We start from the raw sequence: 14,847 nt of genomic DNA on the forward strand, positions 1-14,847 counted from the left end.
AAAAAGCAGTTCGGAGCCAAAGCTCCGGCCAGCTTACTTCTTCTTGCCTGCAATCGGCTTTGCCTTACCCTTGCGGGTGCGGGCGTTGGTGTGGGTGCGCTGGCCGCGAACGGGCAGACCGTTACGGTGACGCAGGCCGCGATAAGAACGCAGGTCCATCAGACGCTTGATGTTCATCGCAGTGGTGCGACGAAGATCGCCTTCGACCTGATGGTCGGCGTCGATAGTCTCACGAATGCGCAGGACCTCCTCATCGGTGAGGTCCTGAACGCGTGCAGCGTGATCAATGCCAAGCTTGTCGGCGATTCGAACAGCCGTTGTGCGGCCAATTCCGTGAATATAGGTCAGCGCGATAATAACACGCTTGTTGGTGGGGATATTTACCCCGGCAATACGAGCCACTTAATTCTCCATGCTCCACAGGGGTTTTGCGGATCTGGGTCCGCCCCCTATCTCGACGCTCAATTCATTCAAAACGCTTGAGTCTCTTTTTGAAATTGCCTCAAACGGCAAAAGTCCGGATGGCACAACTTTGATGGGCAGTGCCTGCCGGACAAGACTCGAACGTGTCGAATGAAGGGCGCGCTTACGGCGATTCGGGTTTCCCGTCAACCGTCAGCCACGCAATATCGACCGCGCCGCCGAAATAGGCCGCAGCGGTGCGCTTTCAAGAGCCTGAATACACCCAAAGCGCGGACGGGTCAAAACCCGCACCTACGCATTTCCACGAGGAGCCGTGCAACGCCCTCACCCGTCGCTGAGATCCCCGAAGGCGTCATCGACGGTGGGGCCCCTATCTTCGGGTTCAGTTGCCTCTTCAACGTCGATCACCTCTTCGGCGTCGATCGTAACAGGAGCCTCTGCATCTTCCACAAGCGCCTCTTCGGTCACCTCCTCCTCGGGCGCCGGTTCCGGCTCAGGTGCAGGAGGCGGAGCGGGGCGCGTCGGGGCTTCGACTGTGCCGAGCAGCTCTGCCAATCGCACCAGCTGGAGGGTCATGACCCCGTCCACTGCGGGCGAGATCACCTCGACCGGATAGCGCATCTGCCCGCCGACATTGTATTCCCACACGATCCGCGTGCCCGTGCCCTCTTCAAGCTCCACTTCGGACAGCGCGATCGTGAGAATGCCGGTGACAGGTTCGCTTTGCAGCGGGCCAAGCGCGCCGGTCATGCGCAAGGCGACCTCGGGATAGGCCTGGATGACGCGCATATGTTCGACCGAGCCTTCGAGTGTGAAGCGGCCCGGCTCGTCGACTTCGGGGATCTTCTCGCAGAAACACCCGCCCGCCTGCGGGGTGAGCGTCAGATTGGCCGCATCGGCGGACCATGTGTGCTCGCCAGACCACCAGCGCGCAGGCGAAATCAGCGCGAGCCAGGTTTCGGTCGTGCTCGCCTCGACCACCGCTTCGTTGCGGGTGATGAAGTGGTCTTCGTCCGCCGAAACGACTTCGGCTGCGGCAGGCCCAGCAGCGATCATGGCGGCGCTGGCAATGGCTGCTGCGCGCAGAAGTGCAAATGGTGTACGCAAGATGCGAGTCTCCCTATTCGGGAGAAGGGTTAGGCGATCTGTTGCAGGCTGGAAAGCCCGCAAGTCTCAGCCTGCAAGGATGCTGTCGATTGCAGCTGCCACTTCATCGATATCGGCCATGCCGTCGACGCGGGTGACGATCCCGCGCGCTTCGTATCCGGGGAGGATCGGTGCAGTCTTGCCGCGGTATTCCTCCATGCGGGTGCGCACGGTTTCCTCGTTATCGTCGGGGCGGCGCTTGAACTCGGCCGAACCGCAGGCATCGCACACGCCCTCTTTCGCAGGCGGATTGGCGGTGTCGTGATAGAGCGCGCCGCAATTGCCGCAGGAAAAGCGGCCTGTAATCCGCTCGACCAGCGCATCAACGTCCACGCCCAGCTCGATCACATGGTCAAGGCTGCGCCCGTGCTTGGCCAACAAGCCGTCAAGCTGCTCACCCTGCGCAGCGGTGCGCGGATAGCCGTCGAAAATCGCGCCCTGATCAGCGGGCATCGCGGCAAGGTTTTCGTCGATCAGCGAAGAGACGATGGCGTCGGAGACAAGCTCGCCGCGATCCATCACGGCCTTGGCTTCGAGGCCTACCGGTGTCTGAGCCTTCACAGCGGCGCGCAGCATGTCGCCGGTGGAAAGCTGCTTCATCCCGTGGCGTTCGACCAGACCGGCACTCTGCGTGCCCTTGCCTGCCCCCGGAGGGCCAAGAAGAATGATGTTCACGTGCAAAAATCCCCTTTTGCCGCGCGTGCCCTAGTCGCCTCTGCGCGCGTGTCTGTGATGAACGCCCTCCCCGCTTTAGCGGTTGCGGCCCTTCAGCTTAGCCTTCTTGATGAGATCGCCATATTGGTGCGCCAGCAGGTGCGATTGGACCTGGCTGATCGTGTCGACTGTGACGTTGACGACAATCAGCAGGCTGGTGCCGCCAAGGAACAGCGGAATGCCGGTCTGGGCGATCATATATTCAGGCACCACGCAAACGAAGGTCAGATACATCGCGCCGACCACGGTGATGCGGGTCAGGACATATTCGAGGTAATCAGCGGTCCGCTTGCCCGGACGGATGCCGGGAATGAAGCCGCCATTGCGCTTGAGGTTGTCGGCGGTGTCCTCGGGATCGAAAACAACCGCGGTGTAGAAGAAGCAGAAGAAGATGATCCCGACCGCATAGAGCGTCATGTAGATCGGCTGTCCGTGCTGCAAATACTGGTTCAGCGATTGGATGATGCTGCCCGAAGTCGTGGTCGTGTCAATCGACTGACCGGCAAACGAGCTGATTGTGAGCGGCAGCAGCAGCAGCGAGCTGGCGAAGATCGGCGGGATCACACCAGCGGTGTTGAGTTTGAGCGGCAGGTGCGAGCGGTCTGCCTGCATCATGCCGCGCTGGGTCGCGCGCTTGGGATACTGGATCAGCAGGCGGCGCTGGGCGCGCTCGACAAAGCTGATGAGCAGGATCAAGCCTGCCACCATGAAGATGAAGGCGATGATGATGCCCGCAGGGATAGCGCCAGTGCGACCGCCTTCGAACATGTTGGTAGCAAAGGTCGGGAACTGCGCGACGATGCCCGCCATGATGATGAGCGAGACGCCGTTACCGATGCCGCGTGCGGTGATCTGCTCACCCAGCCACAGCAGGAACATGGTGCCGCCAACAAGGCTGATGACAGCGCCGACGCGGAACATATAGCCAGGCTGCACAACCGCAGCGATACCCTGCGAGCTGGCGAAGGTTTCAAGCCCGACCGCAAGGAACCAGCCCTGGATCGCACAGAGGAACACCGTCCCGTAACGGGTGTATTGGTTGAGCTTTTGCCGACCGCTCGCGCCCTCTTTCTTAAGCGCGGCAAGCGTGGGGTGCAGCGCCGAAGCCATCTGCACCACGATCGAGGCGGTAATGTATGGCATAACGCCCAGCGCAATCAGGCTCATCCGCTCCAGGCTGCCGCCTGTGAACATGTTGAACATGCCCAGAATGCCTTCTTGCTGCTGTTCCGCCAGCTGGACCAGACCGAGCGGGTTGATACCCGGCATCGGCACAAAGCTCAGGAAGCGGAACACAATCAGCGCACCCAGAGTAAACCAGATGCGCTGGCGCAATTCGGTGGCCTGGGCGAAGTTGCCAAGGTTCAGATTGCTGGCGATGTTATCGGCGCGTGATGCCATATCAGTCTGTCGATCCTGAGCTCAATTACCGGCCTAAACCGGCCAAGACACGCTAGATAGGTAGCGCGGGCGCGAATGTCGAACCCTGCCCGCCACTTTTCGTCACCCCCACACAATTGCAGGGGTGACGCATAGCATTCTTATTAGGCTTTGGCCTTGGCCGCCGCATTGGCTTCGCGCCGGGCCGTCTTCTTTTCGTGCTCGGGTTGAGCAGCTGGAATGACCTCGACGCTGCCGCCGGCCTTTTCAACCGCAGCAATCGCACCCTTGGTCGCGCCAGTGACGACGAACTTGGCCTTGGCCTTGATCTCGCCTTTGCCCAGCAGACGCACACCGTCCTTGCCGCCGCGAACGAGGCCGCTGGCACGCAGAGCGTCTTCGGTGATGTCTTTCTTGCCGTCGAGCTTCTTGGCGTCGATGAACTTCTGGATCATGCCGATGTTCACCTCGGCAAAGTCCTTGCCGAACGGGTTGTTGAAGCCGCGCTTTGGCAGGCGCATGTGGAGCGGCATCTGGCCGCCTTCGAAGCCCTTGATGGCAACGCCCGAACGGCTCTTCTGGCCCTTCTGACCGCGGGCAGCAGTTTTGCCCTTGCCCGAACCGATACCACGGCCCTTGCGCATACGCCCTTTACGGGCACCCTCATTGTCACGGATGTCGTTAAGTTTCATTGCACTCGCTTTCGCTTTCATACGGCCCACCATGGGCTGCGCGCTATTGGAAGCGGGGCCGATAGCGAAGCTCGCGCGCCCGTGCAAGGGGAAAGGGTGCCCTGCGCGCCCAAAAGAAACACAAGCGCCAAAGAGAAAGGGCAGGCGCGCCCCCCAGCATGCACCTGCCCTAACCTGTCAGCCTCCCATGGGAAGGCTGCTATCTGTATTCAGGCGGCGCTTAGCGCTGACCGTAAGCGCCAATGCCGTAATAGCATGGCTGCACGCTGCACGAGATCATCCGCGCACGCAGCGTAAAGCGCGCATTGCGGATCGGCGTGACATTCACAATCGGCGTGTCGTCGACCAGCACATCTTCGTCGATCAGATTGCCGTTTTCGTCATAGAGCCAGAGGTCGATATCCGAACAATCACGGTCGCACTGCGCCACCATCATGTAGCTGACACCGGCATTCAGATCGAGCGTGATCGTCTCTTCTTGTCCCTGACGCAGCTGGCCGTTATAGCGCGAATGGGTTGAGGAGAAGCCGCGCGAACTGGCGATGCTCTGCGTTGCGTTGAGCAGTCGGTTGACCTCTTGCTCATACGAAGATTGCGCTGTGGTCGGTGCCGATGCACCCAGCGCGATCATAGCCGCTCCCACAAGAGCCGCGCTAAGTTTCGTTTTCATTCCAGTCATTTAATTGCCCCCGTTAACGGTTCGACTCACCACCCTGTGTAGGGATTACCACAAGCATAGTGGCGCAGCCAAACCTCAAGGGCTTGGAAGGAAACGACATTGCGAGCCTTTTTGTCCACAAATGAAAAGGCCGCCCCTTTCGGGACGGCCTCTCCGTTTGTTCTGTCGTGATCGTTACCGAACGGGTTCAGTCGACGATCGTCACCAGATGCGGGATCTTGGCGATCGCGCCGCGAACTTCAGGAGTGTCCTGACGCGTCACGACTTTGTGCATCTTGTTGAGGCCCAGCCCGATAAGAATCTCGCGCTGGCTCTTGGGACGGCGGATCGGCGAACCGATCTGCTTGATAGTGATGGTCTTTGCAGCAGCCATGTCGGTTACTCCACAATAGCCGCAGCGTCGGCTTCAGCCTCGACTGCGTTGGCACCGCCGCGACCCAGAAGGTCAGCGACTTTTTTGCCGCGACGCTGAGCAACCGACTTCGGCGAAGTCTGTTCCTGCAGTGCCTGGAAGGTGGCGCGGATCATGTTGTAGGGGTTGGACGTGCCGACCGACTTGGTCACAACGTCTGCAACGCCCAGGCTTTCGAACACGGCACGCATCGGACCACCGGCGATGATACCAGTACCCGGAGGCGCTGTGCGGATGGTCACCTTGCCAGCACCGAAACGGCCATTGCCGTCATGGTGAAGCGTGCGGCCTTCCTTAAGCGCGACGCGGATCATCTTCTTGCGAGCCGCGGCAGTTGCCTTGGTGATCGCCTCAGGCACTTCGCGTGCCTTGCCGTGACCAAAGCCGACGCGGCCCTGACCGTCACCCACAACCACGAGAGCTGCAAAACCGAAGCGCTTACCGCCCTTTACGGTCTTGGAGACGCGGTTGATGTGGACCAGCTTCTCGATGATGCCATCATCTTCTTCTTCGCGGCGACCACGGTTGCCATCACGGCCTCCGCGACCGCGACCACGACCGCCGCCATCACGGTTGTTGCCACCGCGACCGCCACGACCGCCACGGCCCTTTTGCTCTTCAGCAGCGGGAGCGGCAGGTGCAGGTGCAGCTTCAGCCGGTGCGGCCTCAGCAGGAGCAGCTTCTTCAGCGGGAGCCGCTTCAGCAGCAGGTGTCGCTGCTTCTTCGGTCTTCACTTCTTCAGCCGGTGCGCCTGCATTCTCTGGTGCGTTTTCCGTTTCCGGTGTTTTCTTGTCGTCAGCCATCATCAGAACTCCAGCCCGCCTTCGCGAGCGGCATCGGCCAGCGCCTTAACGCGGCCATGGAACAGGAACCCGCCGCGATCGAACACGACAGTGGTGACGCCGGCTTTCTTCGCAGCAGCAGCGATGTCCTTGCCAACCTTTACGGCTGCATCGACATTTGCGCCGCTGGCCTTCGCACCCAGCGTCGAAGCAGCAGCCACAGTGCGGCCGTCTGCATCGTTGATGATCTGCGCGTAGATGTGGCGGCCGGTGCGGTGAACCGACAGACGCGGCTTGCCACCCGAGCGCGCACGAAGCGCGGTGCGGACACGGCGGCGACGCCGTTCAAAAAGAGATAGTTTTGCCATCTTACTTCTTCTTCCCTTCCTTGCGGAAGACATATTCGCCGCGATACTTGATACCCTTGCCCTTGTAAGGCTCAGGCTTACGCCATTCGCGGATCTCGGCGGCAAACTGGCCAACGGCCTGCTTGTCGATGCCGGAAATTTCCACGGTGGTCTGATCGGGCGTGTTCACCGTAATGCCTTCGGGCACCTCAAGATCGACATCATGGCTGAAACCGAGTTCCAGCTTGAGCGTCTTGCCCTGCGCCTTGGCACGATAACCAACACCGGTGATTTCGAGTGTTTTGGTAAAACCCTCGGTCACACCTTCGACCAGATTGGCCACCAGCGTGCGCTGCAAACCCCAAAAGGAGCGTGCCTGCTTGCTGTCATTGGCCGGATTGACCTGGATCTCGTCCCCTTCGACCTTGTAGTCGATGAGGTCGGAAAGACCCATGGTGAGCGTGCCCTTGGCGCCCTTCACCGTCAGCGTGCCATTTTCGATATTGGCCGTTACCCCGCCCGGGATTGCGACCGCTTTCTTACCAATGCGGCTCATCAGAAGACCTCCGCAAGCACTTCGCCGCCGACCTTGTTTTCGCGGGCTTCGTTGTCCGAAAGGACACCGCGCGGGGTCGAGACGATGGTGATGCCAAGGCCGTTGCGCACTACCGGAAGCTCTTGGCTTCCCGAATAGACGCGGCGGCCCGGCTTGGAAACGCGAGCGACGTGCTTAATCGCCGGCTCGCCTTCGAAGTATTTCAGTTCAATCCGCAGCGCGGGGTGCTTGCCCGAAGCGTCTTCGGAATAGCCACGGATGTAGCCTTCGCGTTGGAGCACTTCGAGGACGTTCGCACGCAGCTTGGAAGCAGGCGAAAGGACGGAGTCCTTCTTCGCGCGCTGGCCGTTGCGGATGCGGGTGAGCATATCACCCAGTGGATCGGTCATAGCCATGTGTCAGTCCCTCACCAGCTCGACTTCGTCAGACCGGGGATCATGCCCCGGGTGCCGAGTTGACGCAGTTCGATACGGTTGATGCCGAACTTGCGGTAATAGCCGCGCGGGCGGCCAGTGGTTGCACAGCGATTGCGCACGCGGGTCGGATTCCCGTTACGGGGAATCTCGGCCATCTTCAGGCGTGCCATCAGACGTTCGCCTTCATCAAGCGATTGGTCGTTAGCGATAGCCTTCAGCTTCTCGTACTTCGCTGCATATTTCTCGACGAGCTTCTTGCGACGCTCGTTTTTATTGATCGAACTCAGTTTCGCCATTGGACTTAAGCTCTCTTCTTTCGTGTCTCTACGGAGAAACGGCTCACGCCGCTTCTTTCTGTTCGCCTGCTTCGCCCTGGAAGGGGAAGCCGAAGAGGCGCAGCAATTCGCGCGCTTCTTCGTCGGTTTTTGCGGTGGTGGTGACGATGATGTCCATGCCCCGGACCTGATCGATCTTGTCGTAGCTGATCTCGGGGAAGATGATCTGTTCCTTGATGCCCATCGCGTAATTGCCACGCCCGTCGAACGACTTGGCGTTCAACCCGCGAAAGTCGCGGATGCGAGGCATTGCGACCGTCACCAGACGATCCATGAATTCATACATGCGGTCACGGCGCAGGTTAACCTTGCAGCCGATCGGCATGCCGTCGCGCAGCTTGAACTGTGCGATCGACTTCTTCGCCTTGGTGATGACGGGCTTCTGACCAGCGATCAGAGCCATCTCTTCAGCAGCGATCTGGACCTTCTTCTTGTCCTGGCTTGCCTCGCCCACACCCATGTTGAGCGTGATCTTGGCAACCTTCGGAACTTCGAGACGGTTCTTGTAACCGAACTTTTCGGTCATCGCCTTGACGATTTCGTTCTCGTAACGGGCCTTGAGGCGCGGAGTGTAGCTATCAGTCATTGATGACCTCCCCACTCTTCACAGCAACACGCACCTTCTTGCCGTCCTTCGTTTCGAAACGGACGCGGGTGGGCTTGCCATCCTTGGGATCAGCCAGAGCAACCTTGGACAGGTGCATCGGAGCCGGAAGACGATCGATGCCGCCCTGCGGGTTTGCCTGGCTCGGCTTGCGGTGACGGGTTGCGACGTTGATGCCTTCGACCAGGACCTTGCCATCTTTCGGCATGACCTGCTGGACAGTGCCGGTGCGGCCCTTGTCCTTGCCCGAGAGCACGACGACTTCGTCACCCTTTTTGATCTTTGCAGCACCCATGATCAGAGCACCTCCGGAGCGAGCGAAATGATTTTCATGAAGCCGCGTCCACGCAGTTCGCGCACAACCGGGCCAAAGATACGGGTGCCGATCGGCTCCTCGCTCTTGTTGACCAGGACAGCGGCGTTGCTGTCGAAGCGGATGACGCTGCCATCGGGGCGGCGAACGTCCTTCTTGGTGCGCACGATCACGGCGCGGTGAACGTCGCCTTTTTTGACCTTTGCACGCGGCTGGGCTTCCTTGACGGAAACCACGATCACGTCGCCAACGGAGGCAAACCGGCGCTTAGAGCCACCCAGCACTTTGATGCACTGGACGCGCTTTGCGCCGCTATTGTCCGCGACGTCGAGATTGGATTGCATCTGGATCATTGATCCGGTTCCTTCTCTTGGCTTGCCGAGACACCCAAAATCGACTGGGGCCCGGCAGTTCCTTTCGTCAAATTACTCGGCTGCGCCCGGAGTCGCTTCTGCGACATCAAGATCAGCTTCGATCGCCTGAACTCCGCCAGCCACAACGCGGTCCTTGACGGCCCAGGTCTTGGTCTTGGAGATCGGCTTCGTCTCTTCGATGCGAACGACGTCACCCAGAGTGAATTCGTTCTTCTCGTCGTGAGCGTGATACTTCTTCGAACGACGGATGATCTTCCCGTAAAGCGGGTGCTTCACCTTGCGTTCGACCAGTACGGTCACGGTTTTGTCGGTCTTGTCGGAGGTGACGGTCCCGATCAGAATACGTTTCGGCATTGTCTACTCCTTACGCCTTAACCGCAGCTGCGGCGCGCTCGTTTTGCAGCGTCTTGATCTGAGCGATCGTGCGACGCACTTCGCGGATACGCGAAGGCTTGTCGAGCTGGTTGGTGGCAGCCTGGAAGCGCAGATTGAACTGCTCGCGCTTGAGCTCAATAAGCTCAGCGGAGAGCTGGTCGTCAGTCTTCGCGCGGAGATCTTCAGTAGTAGCCATTACTTGTCACCTCCCAGGTGCGAGGTGTCACCCAGACGGGCAACGACCTTCGTCTTGATCGGCAGCTTCATCGCAGCGCGTTCAAAAGCCAGCGCGGCGACTGGTCCGGGAATACCGTCGAGTTCAAACAGGATGCGGCCCGGCTTTACGCGAGCAGCCCAATATTCGACCGAGCCCTTACCTTTACCCTGACGAACTTCGGCAGGCTTCTTGGAAACAGGCACGTCTGGGAAGACGCGGATCCAGAGACGGCCCTGACGCTTCATCGCACGGGTGATTGCACGACGCGCAGCTTCGATCTGGCGTGCGGTGATACGCTCAGGCTCAAGAGCCTTGAGACCATAGGCGCCAAAGTTCAGCGTGGTGCCGCCCTTGGCTTCGCCTTTGATCCGGCCCTTGAAGGCCTTGCGATACTTGGTTTTTTTCGGTTGCAGCATTGTTCAGTTACCTCAACGTGCAGGCCGGACGCCGGAAGTCTGCGCTTCCATCATCAGGCGGTCCTGCGCGGTCGGATCGTGGGCGAGAATCTCGCCCTTGAAGATCCACACCTTGATGCCGATGATCCCGTAAGCGGTGAGCGCTTCGGTTTCGGCATAGTCGATGTTTGCACGCAAAGTGTGGAGCGGCACGCGACCTTCGCGGTACCATTCAACACGGGCGATTTCAGCACCACCAAGACGGCCGCCGCAAACGATCTTGATGCCTTCAGCACCCAGACGCAGAGCGGATTGCACGGCGCGCTTCATGGCACGGCGGAATGCGACACGGCGGACCAACTGGTCAGCCACACCCTGAGCGACGAGCTTCGCGTCGATTTCCGGCTTGCGGATTTCAACGATGTTCAGCTTCACTTCGCTCGAAGTCATGGTCGACAGCTTGGTGCGCAGCTTTTCGATGTCTGCACCCTTCTTGCCGATGATGACACCCGGACGCGCAGCATAGATCGAAACGCGGCACAGCTTGGCCGGGCGCTCGATCACAACCTTGGAGATCGCTGCCTGCGGCAGGTTCTTCAGGATGTATTTGCGGATCTTGATGTCCTCGGCCAGCAGGCTCGCATAGTCGCGCCCTTCGGCGTACCAGCGGCTGTCCCAGGTGCGGTTGATCTGCAGGCGCAGACCGATCGGATTGCTCTTCTGACCCATCTTACGCGTCCTCGTCTTCGTCGTGTTCGCGAACCACAATGCGCAGCTTGCTGAACGGCTTCAGAATGCGGGTCGACTTGCCGCGGCCACGTGTGTGGAAACGCTTCATCGTGATCGACTTGCCTACCGAAGCCTCGGCAACGATGAGCGCATCGACGTCGAGATCGTGGTTGTTTTCCGCATTGGCGATCGCTGATGCGAGAACCTTGCTGGCGTCGCGCGCCATCGCCTTCTTGGAGAAGGAGAGGATGTTCAGGGCCTCTTCGGCCTTCTTGCCGCGGATCAGTTGCGCAACGAGGTTGAGCTTTTGAGCCGAACCGCGAATCTGCGTGCCGACTGCCAGCGCCTCATTTTCCGCAACGCGGCGGGGGGACTTTGCCTTGCCCATTATCGCTTGCCCTTCTTGTCAGCAGCATGGCCGGGGAAGTTACGCGTAGGAGCGAACTCGCCAAGCTTGTGGCCGACCATTTCTTCCGAAACGGAGACGGGGATGAATTTCTGACCGTTGTAAACGTTGAACGTCAGCCCAACGAACTGCGGCAGAATTGTCGAGCGACGCGACCAGGTCTTGATCGGCTTGCTGTTGCTCGCTTCCTGTGCGTCCTCTGCCTTCTTCAGCAGGCTGAGTTCGACAAACGGACCTTTCCAGACGGAACGTGCCATCGTGTCTTACCTCTTCTTCTTCGCGTGACGCGAACGGATAATCATCTTGTCCGTCTGCTTGTTCTTGCGGGTGCGGGCGCCCTTGGTCGGCTTGCCCCACGGCGTAACCGGGTGACGACCACCGGACGTCCGGCCTTCACCACCACCATGCGGGTGATCGACCGGGTTCTTTGCGACACCGCGTGTGAGCGGACGGCGACCCTTCCAGCGGGTGCGACCGGCCTTGCCGAAATTCTGGTTCTGGTTGTCGGGGTTCGAAACCGCGCCAACCGTACCCATGCAATCGGCGCGCAGGTAACGCTGCTCGCCCGAGTTGAGACGCACCATCACCATCCCGCGGTCACGACCGACGAGCTGGACATAAGCGCCTGCCGAACGGGCGAGCTGGCCGCCCTTGCCCGGCTTCATCTCGACATTGTGGCAGATCGTGCCGACCGGCATCTGACCCAGAAGCATGGCATTGCCCGGCTTCGTATCGGTCTTCTCGCCAGCAACCACCGTGTCACCAACAGCGAGACGCTGCGGGCAGATGATGTAAGCAAGCTCGCCATCTTCGTACTTCAGAAGCGCGATGAAAGCGGTGCGGTTGGGGTCGTACTCGATCCGCTCGACGGTCGCGGGAACATCCCACTTGCGCCGTTTGAAGTCGATGAAACGATACTTCTGCTTGTGACCGCCCGCGATACCGCGCGAGGTCACATGGCCTTTGTTGTTACGGCCACCGGTCTTGCGCTTGCCTTCCGTGAGCGACTTGACCGGACCACCTTTGTGGAGGCCCGATTTGTCGACCAGGATAAGACCGCGGCGCGCCGGGCTTGTCGGTTTGTAGTTCTTGAGTGCCATGATCCGCCTCAGATACCGCTGGTGATGTCAATCATCTCGCCCTCGGCGAGACGTACGACAGCCTTTTTGAAATCCGAACGCTTGTAGGGCTTGCCCTTCCAGCGCTTCGCCTTCCCTTTGGTGAGAATGGTGTTCACCGAAACGACCTTCTTGTCGTAGATCGCTTCGACCGCTTCCTTGATCTGCGGCTTGGTCGCGTCGTTCGCCACCTTGAACACCACCGCGTTGTTTTCCGACGCAAGCGTCGACTTTTCGGTGATGTGGGGTGCGAGGATCACGTCAAAGTGCCGCGCGTCGACTTCGCTCTTTTTAGCCATTGAAGCGCGCCTCCAGCTTGGCGACAGCGTCCTTGGTGAGGACCAGCGTGTCGTGGTTGAGGATGTCGTAGACGTTGGCACCCGCGGCCGGGAGCACATTGACGCCCGGAAGGTTGCCAGCTGCCTTGCTGAAGCCCGCATCAACGGCTTCGCCGTCAATCACGAGAACTTTGCCAGCAAAGCCCGACTTGTCGAGGTGACCCTTGAGGATCTGAGTCTTCGCGTCCTTCAGCTCAAGGCTGTCGACAACGACCAGACCGTCTTTGGCCTTGGTCGAAAGCGCCATCTTGAGGCCGAGTGCGCGGATCTTCTTGTTCAGCGACTGCTCGAAGTCACGCTTGCGCGCACCGTGAGCCTTACCACCGCCGATAAAGATCGGAGCAGAGCGAGCACCGTGACGAGCGCCGCCCGAACCCTTTTGCGCGCCGAATTTCTTACCGGTGCGGGCAACGTCCGAACGCTCACGCGTCGGGCGTGCAGTCGCACGGCGATTTTCGAGCTGCCAGGTCACGACCCGGTGCAGGATGTCAGCGCGCGGCTCAACACCGAACACAGCGTCGTTGAGTTCAAGCTCACCGCCCTTGCCCGATACGGCCTTGCCGTCGATTTTCTGGACCTTCACCTTCATGGCTTAGCCCTCCTTGTTTTCGTCGCTGGCCGGAGCATCAGCTTCGGGAGCGGGAGTTTCAGCTGCTGCTTCAACCGCGGTTTCTTCAACCTTGGTTTCTACAGCGGGCTCTTCAGCGACAGGTGCCGAGGTATCGACAACCGCGCCGGGGAACGGCAGATCGTCGGGCATCGAAACCTTCACAGCATCACGAACCAGCAGCCAGCCATTCTTCGAACCGGGGACAGAGCCCTTAACGAAGATGAGGCCGCGATCGGCGTCGGTGCGAACCACTTCGAGATTCATCTGGGTGCGCTGACGGTCGCCCATGTGGCCGGCCATCTTCTTGCCCTTGAACACGCGGCCCGGATCCTGACGGTTACCCGTCGAACCGTGCGAACGGTGAGAGAGCGAGACACCGTGTGTCGCGCGCAAACCACCGAAGCCCCAGCGCTTCATAGCGCCGGCAAAGCCCTTGCCCTGCGTGTGGCCGGTAATGTCGACCTTCTGCCCGGCAATGAAGTGAGCGGCGCTGATCAGCGAACCGACAGGCACAAGGCCTTCTTCGCTTTCAACACGGAATTCCGCGACGCGCTTCTTGAGGCCGACACCGGCCTTACCGAAATGCTCGCGCTGCGGTTTTGCAACGTTTTTCTGTTTCGCTTCACCAGCACCCAGCTGAACGGCGAAATAACCGTCATTGTCTGCGGTGCGGTGGGAGACAACCTGACAATCTTCCAGCGCGAGAACCGTAACGGGCACGTGCCGTCCGTCCTCCTGGAAGAGGCGGGTCATCCCAACCTTCTTTGCGATCACGCCTGTGCGCATCGTCTTTACTCCTTACAGAGGCACCCAAGGGACCATCCCAGAGGTGCGTGCGGAATGCCGTTTTCTTAGGCACTCCATTCAACCCAATTTTTATGCTGCGCCCCGTCCGGGCTGAGTGTTCGCGCGGCCACATGGCTGCTTGAACAAGACGGGAGACGCAGCCCGGTAACAACCGGCGGTATCTCAGTGTCTTCGGACCCTTAGAGGTCCACGTCGATTAAGCGAGCTTAATCTCAACGTTTACGCCAGCGGCCAGGTCGAGCTTCATCAGCGCGTCAACCGTCTGGGCGTTGGGCTGCACGATGTCGAGCAGCCGCTTGTAGGTCCGCACCTCGAACTGCTCGCGCGACTTCTTGTCGATGTGCGGGCCGCGGTTCACGGTGAACTTCTCGATACGCGTCGGCATGGGAATGGGGCCACGAATAAGAGCACCCGTACGGCGAGCCGTGTCTGCAATCTCTCCAGTTGCCTGGTCGAGAACGCGGTGATCAAACGCCTTGAGGCGAATACGGATATTCTGTGCTTCCATTACCTACTACCGATGCGAAAGAGCCAAGAAACCTGATCCCGAAAGACCCTGCTCCCAAAAATAAAAGGCCCGCCCAAAACCCGGTTCACCGGAAGGGAGGCCCCATGAATTTCGTTTCAACTGAGACGAATCCCCGTTGACTTGGCGCGCGTATACGTTCGTGTCGGGCAA

The 14,847-nt window shown here is 59.8% G+C and carries 26 protein-coding genes; all 26 read right to left on the bottom strand.

Features of this window, described 5'->3' with window-relative positions; genetic code table 11:
- Positions 1-33: 33 nt before the first annotated feature.
- Entirely contained in the window at positions 34-402 is a 369-nt protein-coding gene (rpsM, locus tag Q0887_RS06110) for a 30S ribosomal protein S13 (RefSeq protein WP_299193203.1), read from the bottom strand.
- Between the two features lie 345 nt (positions 403-747).
- Positions 748-1,530 (bottom strand): SRPBCC family protein, encoded by a 783-nt coding sequence (locus tag Q0887_RS06115; protein WP_299193205.1) that lies wholly within the window; start codon positions 1,528-1,530, stop codon positions 748-750.
- Positions 1,531-1,596: 66 nt separating this feature from the next.
- A complete protein-coding gene (locus tag Q0887_RS06120) occupies positions 1,597-2,244 on the bottom strand; it encodes an adenylate kinase (RefSeq protein WP_299193207.1) in 648 nt (215 codons plus the stop codon).
- Between the two features lie 75 nt (positions 2,245-2,319).
- A complete protein-coding gene (gene secY / locus Q0887_RS06125; protein WP_299193209.1) occupies positions 2,320-3,684 on the bottom strand; it encodes a preprotein translocase subunit SecY in 1,365 nt (454 codons plus the stop codon).
- 143 nt (positions 3,685-3,827) lie between these two features.
- Positions 3,828-4,355, bottom strand: a complete 528-nt coding sequence (gene rplO / locus Q0887_RS06130) for a 50S ribosomal protein L15 (RefSeq protein WP_299193211.1) — start codon at positions 4,353-4,355, stop codon at positions 3,828-3,830.
- A gap of 220 nt (positions 4,356-4,575) precedes the next feature.
- Positions 4,576-5,025 (bottom strand): hypothetical protein, encoded by a 450-nt coding sequence (locus tag Q0887_RS06135; RefSeq protein ID WP_299193213.1) that lies wholly within the window; start codon positions 5,023-5,025, stop codon positions 4,576-4,578.
- Between the two features lie 196 nt (positions 5,026-5,221).
- The gene (gene rpmD, locus Q0887_RS06140) at positions 5,222-5,407 is read right to left on the bottom strand and encodes a 50S ribosomal protein L30 (RefSeq protein ID WP_299193215.1); all 186 of its coding nucleotides are present in this window, start codon (positions 5,405-5,407) and stop codon (positions 5,222-5,224) included.
- 5 nt (positions 5,408-5,412) lie between these two features.
- Positions 5,413-6,252, bottom strand: coding sequence for a 30S ribosomal protein S5 (gene rpsE / locus Q0887_RS06145; protein WP_299193217.1), 840 nt, complete (start codon positions 6,250-6,252; stop codon positions 5,413-5,415).
- Positions 6,252-6,596 carry a 50S ribosomal protein L18 gene (rplR, locus tag Q0887_RS06150; RefSeq protein ID WP_299193218.1) on the bottom strand — a complete coding sequence of 115 codons (345 nt, stop codon included), beginning with the start codon at positions 6,594-6,596 and terminating at the stop codon, positions 6,252-6,254. The genes rpsE and rplR overlap by 1 nt, the downstream gene beginning before the upstream one ends.
- 1 nt (position 6,597) lies before the next feature.
- Positions 6,598-7,131 carry a 50S ribosomal protein L6 gene (gene rplF / locus Q0887_RS06155; RefSeq protein ID WP_299193220.1) on the bottom strand — a complete coding sequence of 178 codons (534 nt, stop codon included), beginning with the start codon at positions 7,129-7,131 and terminating at the stop codon, positions 6,598-6,600.
- Positions 7,131-7,526 carry a 30S ribosomal protein S8 gene (gene rpsH, locus Q0887_RS06160; RefSeq protein WP_299193222.1) on the bottom strand — a complete coding sequence of 132 codons (396 nt, stop codon included), beginning with the start codon at positions 7,524-7,526 and terminating at the stop codon, positions 7,131-7,133. Before rpsH ends, rplF begins: the two co-directional genes overlap by 1 nt.
- 11 nt (positions 7,527-7,537) lie before the next feature.
- On the bottom strand, positions 7,538-7,843 hold the full coding sequence (gene rpsN / locus Q0887_RS06165; RefSeq protein ID WP_299193224.1) for a 30S ribosomal protein S14: 306 nt from the start codon (positions 7,841-7,843) through the stop codon (positions 7,538-7,540).
- Between the two features lie 43 nt (positions 7,844-7,886).
- Complete coding sequence (gene rplE, locus Q0887_RS06170) at positions 7,887-8,468, bottom strand: 50S ribosomal protein L5 (protein WP_299193226.1); 582 nt, start codon at positions 8,466-8,468, stop codon at positions 7,887-7,889.
- Positions 8,461-8,781, bottom strand: coding sequence for a 50S ribosomal protein L24 (rplX, locus tag Q0887_RS06175; protein ID WP_299193228.1), 321 nt, complete (start codon positions 8,779-8,781; stop codon positions 8,461-8,463). The genes rplE and rplX overlap by 8 nt, the downstream gene beginning before the upstream one ends.
- A gap of 2 nt (positions 8,782-8,783) precedes the next feature.
- A complete protein-coding gene (rplN, locus tag Q0887_RS06180) occupies positions 8,784-9,152 on the bottom strand; it encodes a 50S ribosomal protein L14 (protein WP_010411138.1) in 369 nt (122 codons plus the stop codon).
- A 72-nt stretch (positions 9,153-9,224) separates the two neighbouring features.
- Positions 9,225-9,527: a 30S ribosomal protein S17 gene (gene rpsQ / locus Q0887_RS06185; RefSeq protein ID WP_299193230.1), complete on the bottom strand. Its 303-nt coding sequence runs from the start codon at positions 9,525-9,527 to the stop codon at positions 9,225-9,227.
- A 10-nt stretch (positions 9,528-9,537) separates the two neighbouring features.
- The gene (gene rpmC, locus Q0887_RS06190) at positions 9,538-9,744 is read right to left on the bottom strand and encodes a 50S ribosomal protein L29 (protein ID WP_299193231.1); all 207 of its coding nucleotides are present in this window, start codon (positions 9,742-9,744) and stop codon (positions 9,538-9,540) included.
- Positions 9,744-10,181, bottom strand: a complete 438-nt coding sequence (gene rplP / locus Q0887_RS06195) for a 50S ribosomal protein L16 (RefSeq protein WP_299193233.1) — start codon at positions 10,179-10,181, stop codon at positions 9,744-9,746. Before rplP ends, rpmC begins: the two co-directional genes overlap by 1 nt.
- Before the next feature lie 12 nt (positions 10,182-10,193).
- A complete protein-coding gene (gene rpsC / locus Q0887_RS06200; protein WP_299193235.1) occupies positions 10,194-10,889 on the bottom strand; it encodes a 30S ribosomal protein S3 in 696 nt (231 codons plus the stop codon).
- 1 nt (position 10,890) lies between these two features.
- Positions 10,891-11,277, bottom strand: coding sequence for a 50S ribosomal protein L22 (gene rplV, locus Q0887_RS06205; RefSeq protein WP_299193237.1), 387 nt, complete (start codon positions 11,275-11,277; stop codon positions 10,891-10,893).
- Positions 11,277-11,552 (bottom strand): 30S ribosomal protein S19, encoded by a 276-nt coding sequence (gene rpsS, locus Q0887_RS06210; protein ID WP_299193239.1) that lies wholly within the window; start codon positions 11,550-11,552, stop codon positions 11,277-11,279. Before rpsS ends, rplV begins: the two co-directional genes overlap by 1 nt.
- A gap of 6 nt (positions 11,553-11,558) precedes the next feature.
- Positions 11,559-12,395 carry a 50S ribosomal protein L2 gene (rplB, locus tag Q0887_RS06215; protein ID WP_299193241.1) on the bottom strand — a complete coding sequence of 279 codons (837 nt, stop codon included), beginning with the start codon at positions 12,393-12,395 and terminating at the stop codon, positions 11,559-11,561.
- 8 nt (positions 12,396-12,403) lie between these two features.
- Positions 12,404-12,712 carry a 50S ribosomal protein L23 gene (locus tag Q0887_RS06220; RefSeq protein WP_299193243.1) on the bottom strand — a complete coding sequence of 103 codons (309 nt, stop codon included), beginning with the start codon at positions 12,710-12,712 and terminating at the stop codon, positions 12,404-12,406.
- Positions 12,705-13,340, bottom strand: a complete 636-nt coding sequence (rplD, locus tag Q0887_RS06225) for a 50S ribosomal protein L4 (protein ID WP_299193244.1) — start codon at positions 13,338-13,340, stop codon at positions 12,705-12,707. Before rplD ends, Q0887_RS06220 begins: the two co-directional genes overlap by 8 nt.
- Positions 13,341-13,343: 3 nt before the next feature.
- The gene (rplC, locus tag Q0887_RS06230) at positions 13,344-14,147 is read right to left on the bottom strand and encodes a 50S ribosomal protein L3 (RefSeq protein ID WP_299193246.1); all 804 of its coding nucleotides are present in this window, start codon (positions 14,145-14,147) and stop codon (positions 13,344-13,346) included.
- 217 nt (positions 14,148-14,364) lie between these two features.
- Positions 14,365-14,676 (bottom strand): 30S ribosomal protein S10, encoded by a 312-nt coding sequence (gene rpsJ, locus Q0887_RS06235; RefSeq protein WP_006831877.1) that lies wholly within the window; start codon positions 14,674-14,676, stop codon positions 14,365-14,367.
- Positions 14,677-14,847: the final 171 nt, after the last annotated feature.

The sequence above is a fragment of the uncultured Erythrobacter sp. genome (assembly GCF_947492365.1).
Lineage (GTDB): Bacteria > Pseudomonadota > Alphaproteobacteria > Sphingomonadales > Sphingomonadaceae > Erythrobacter.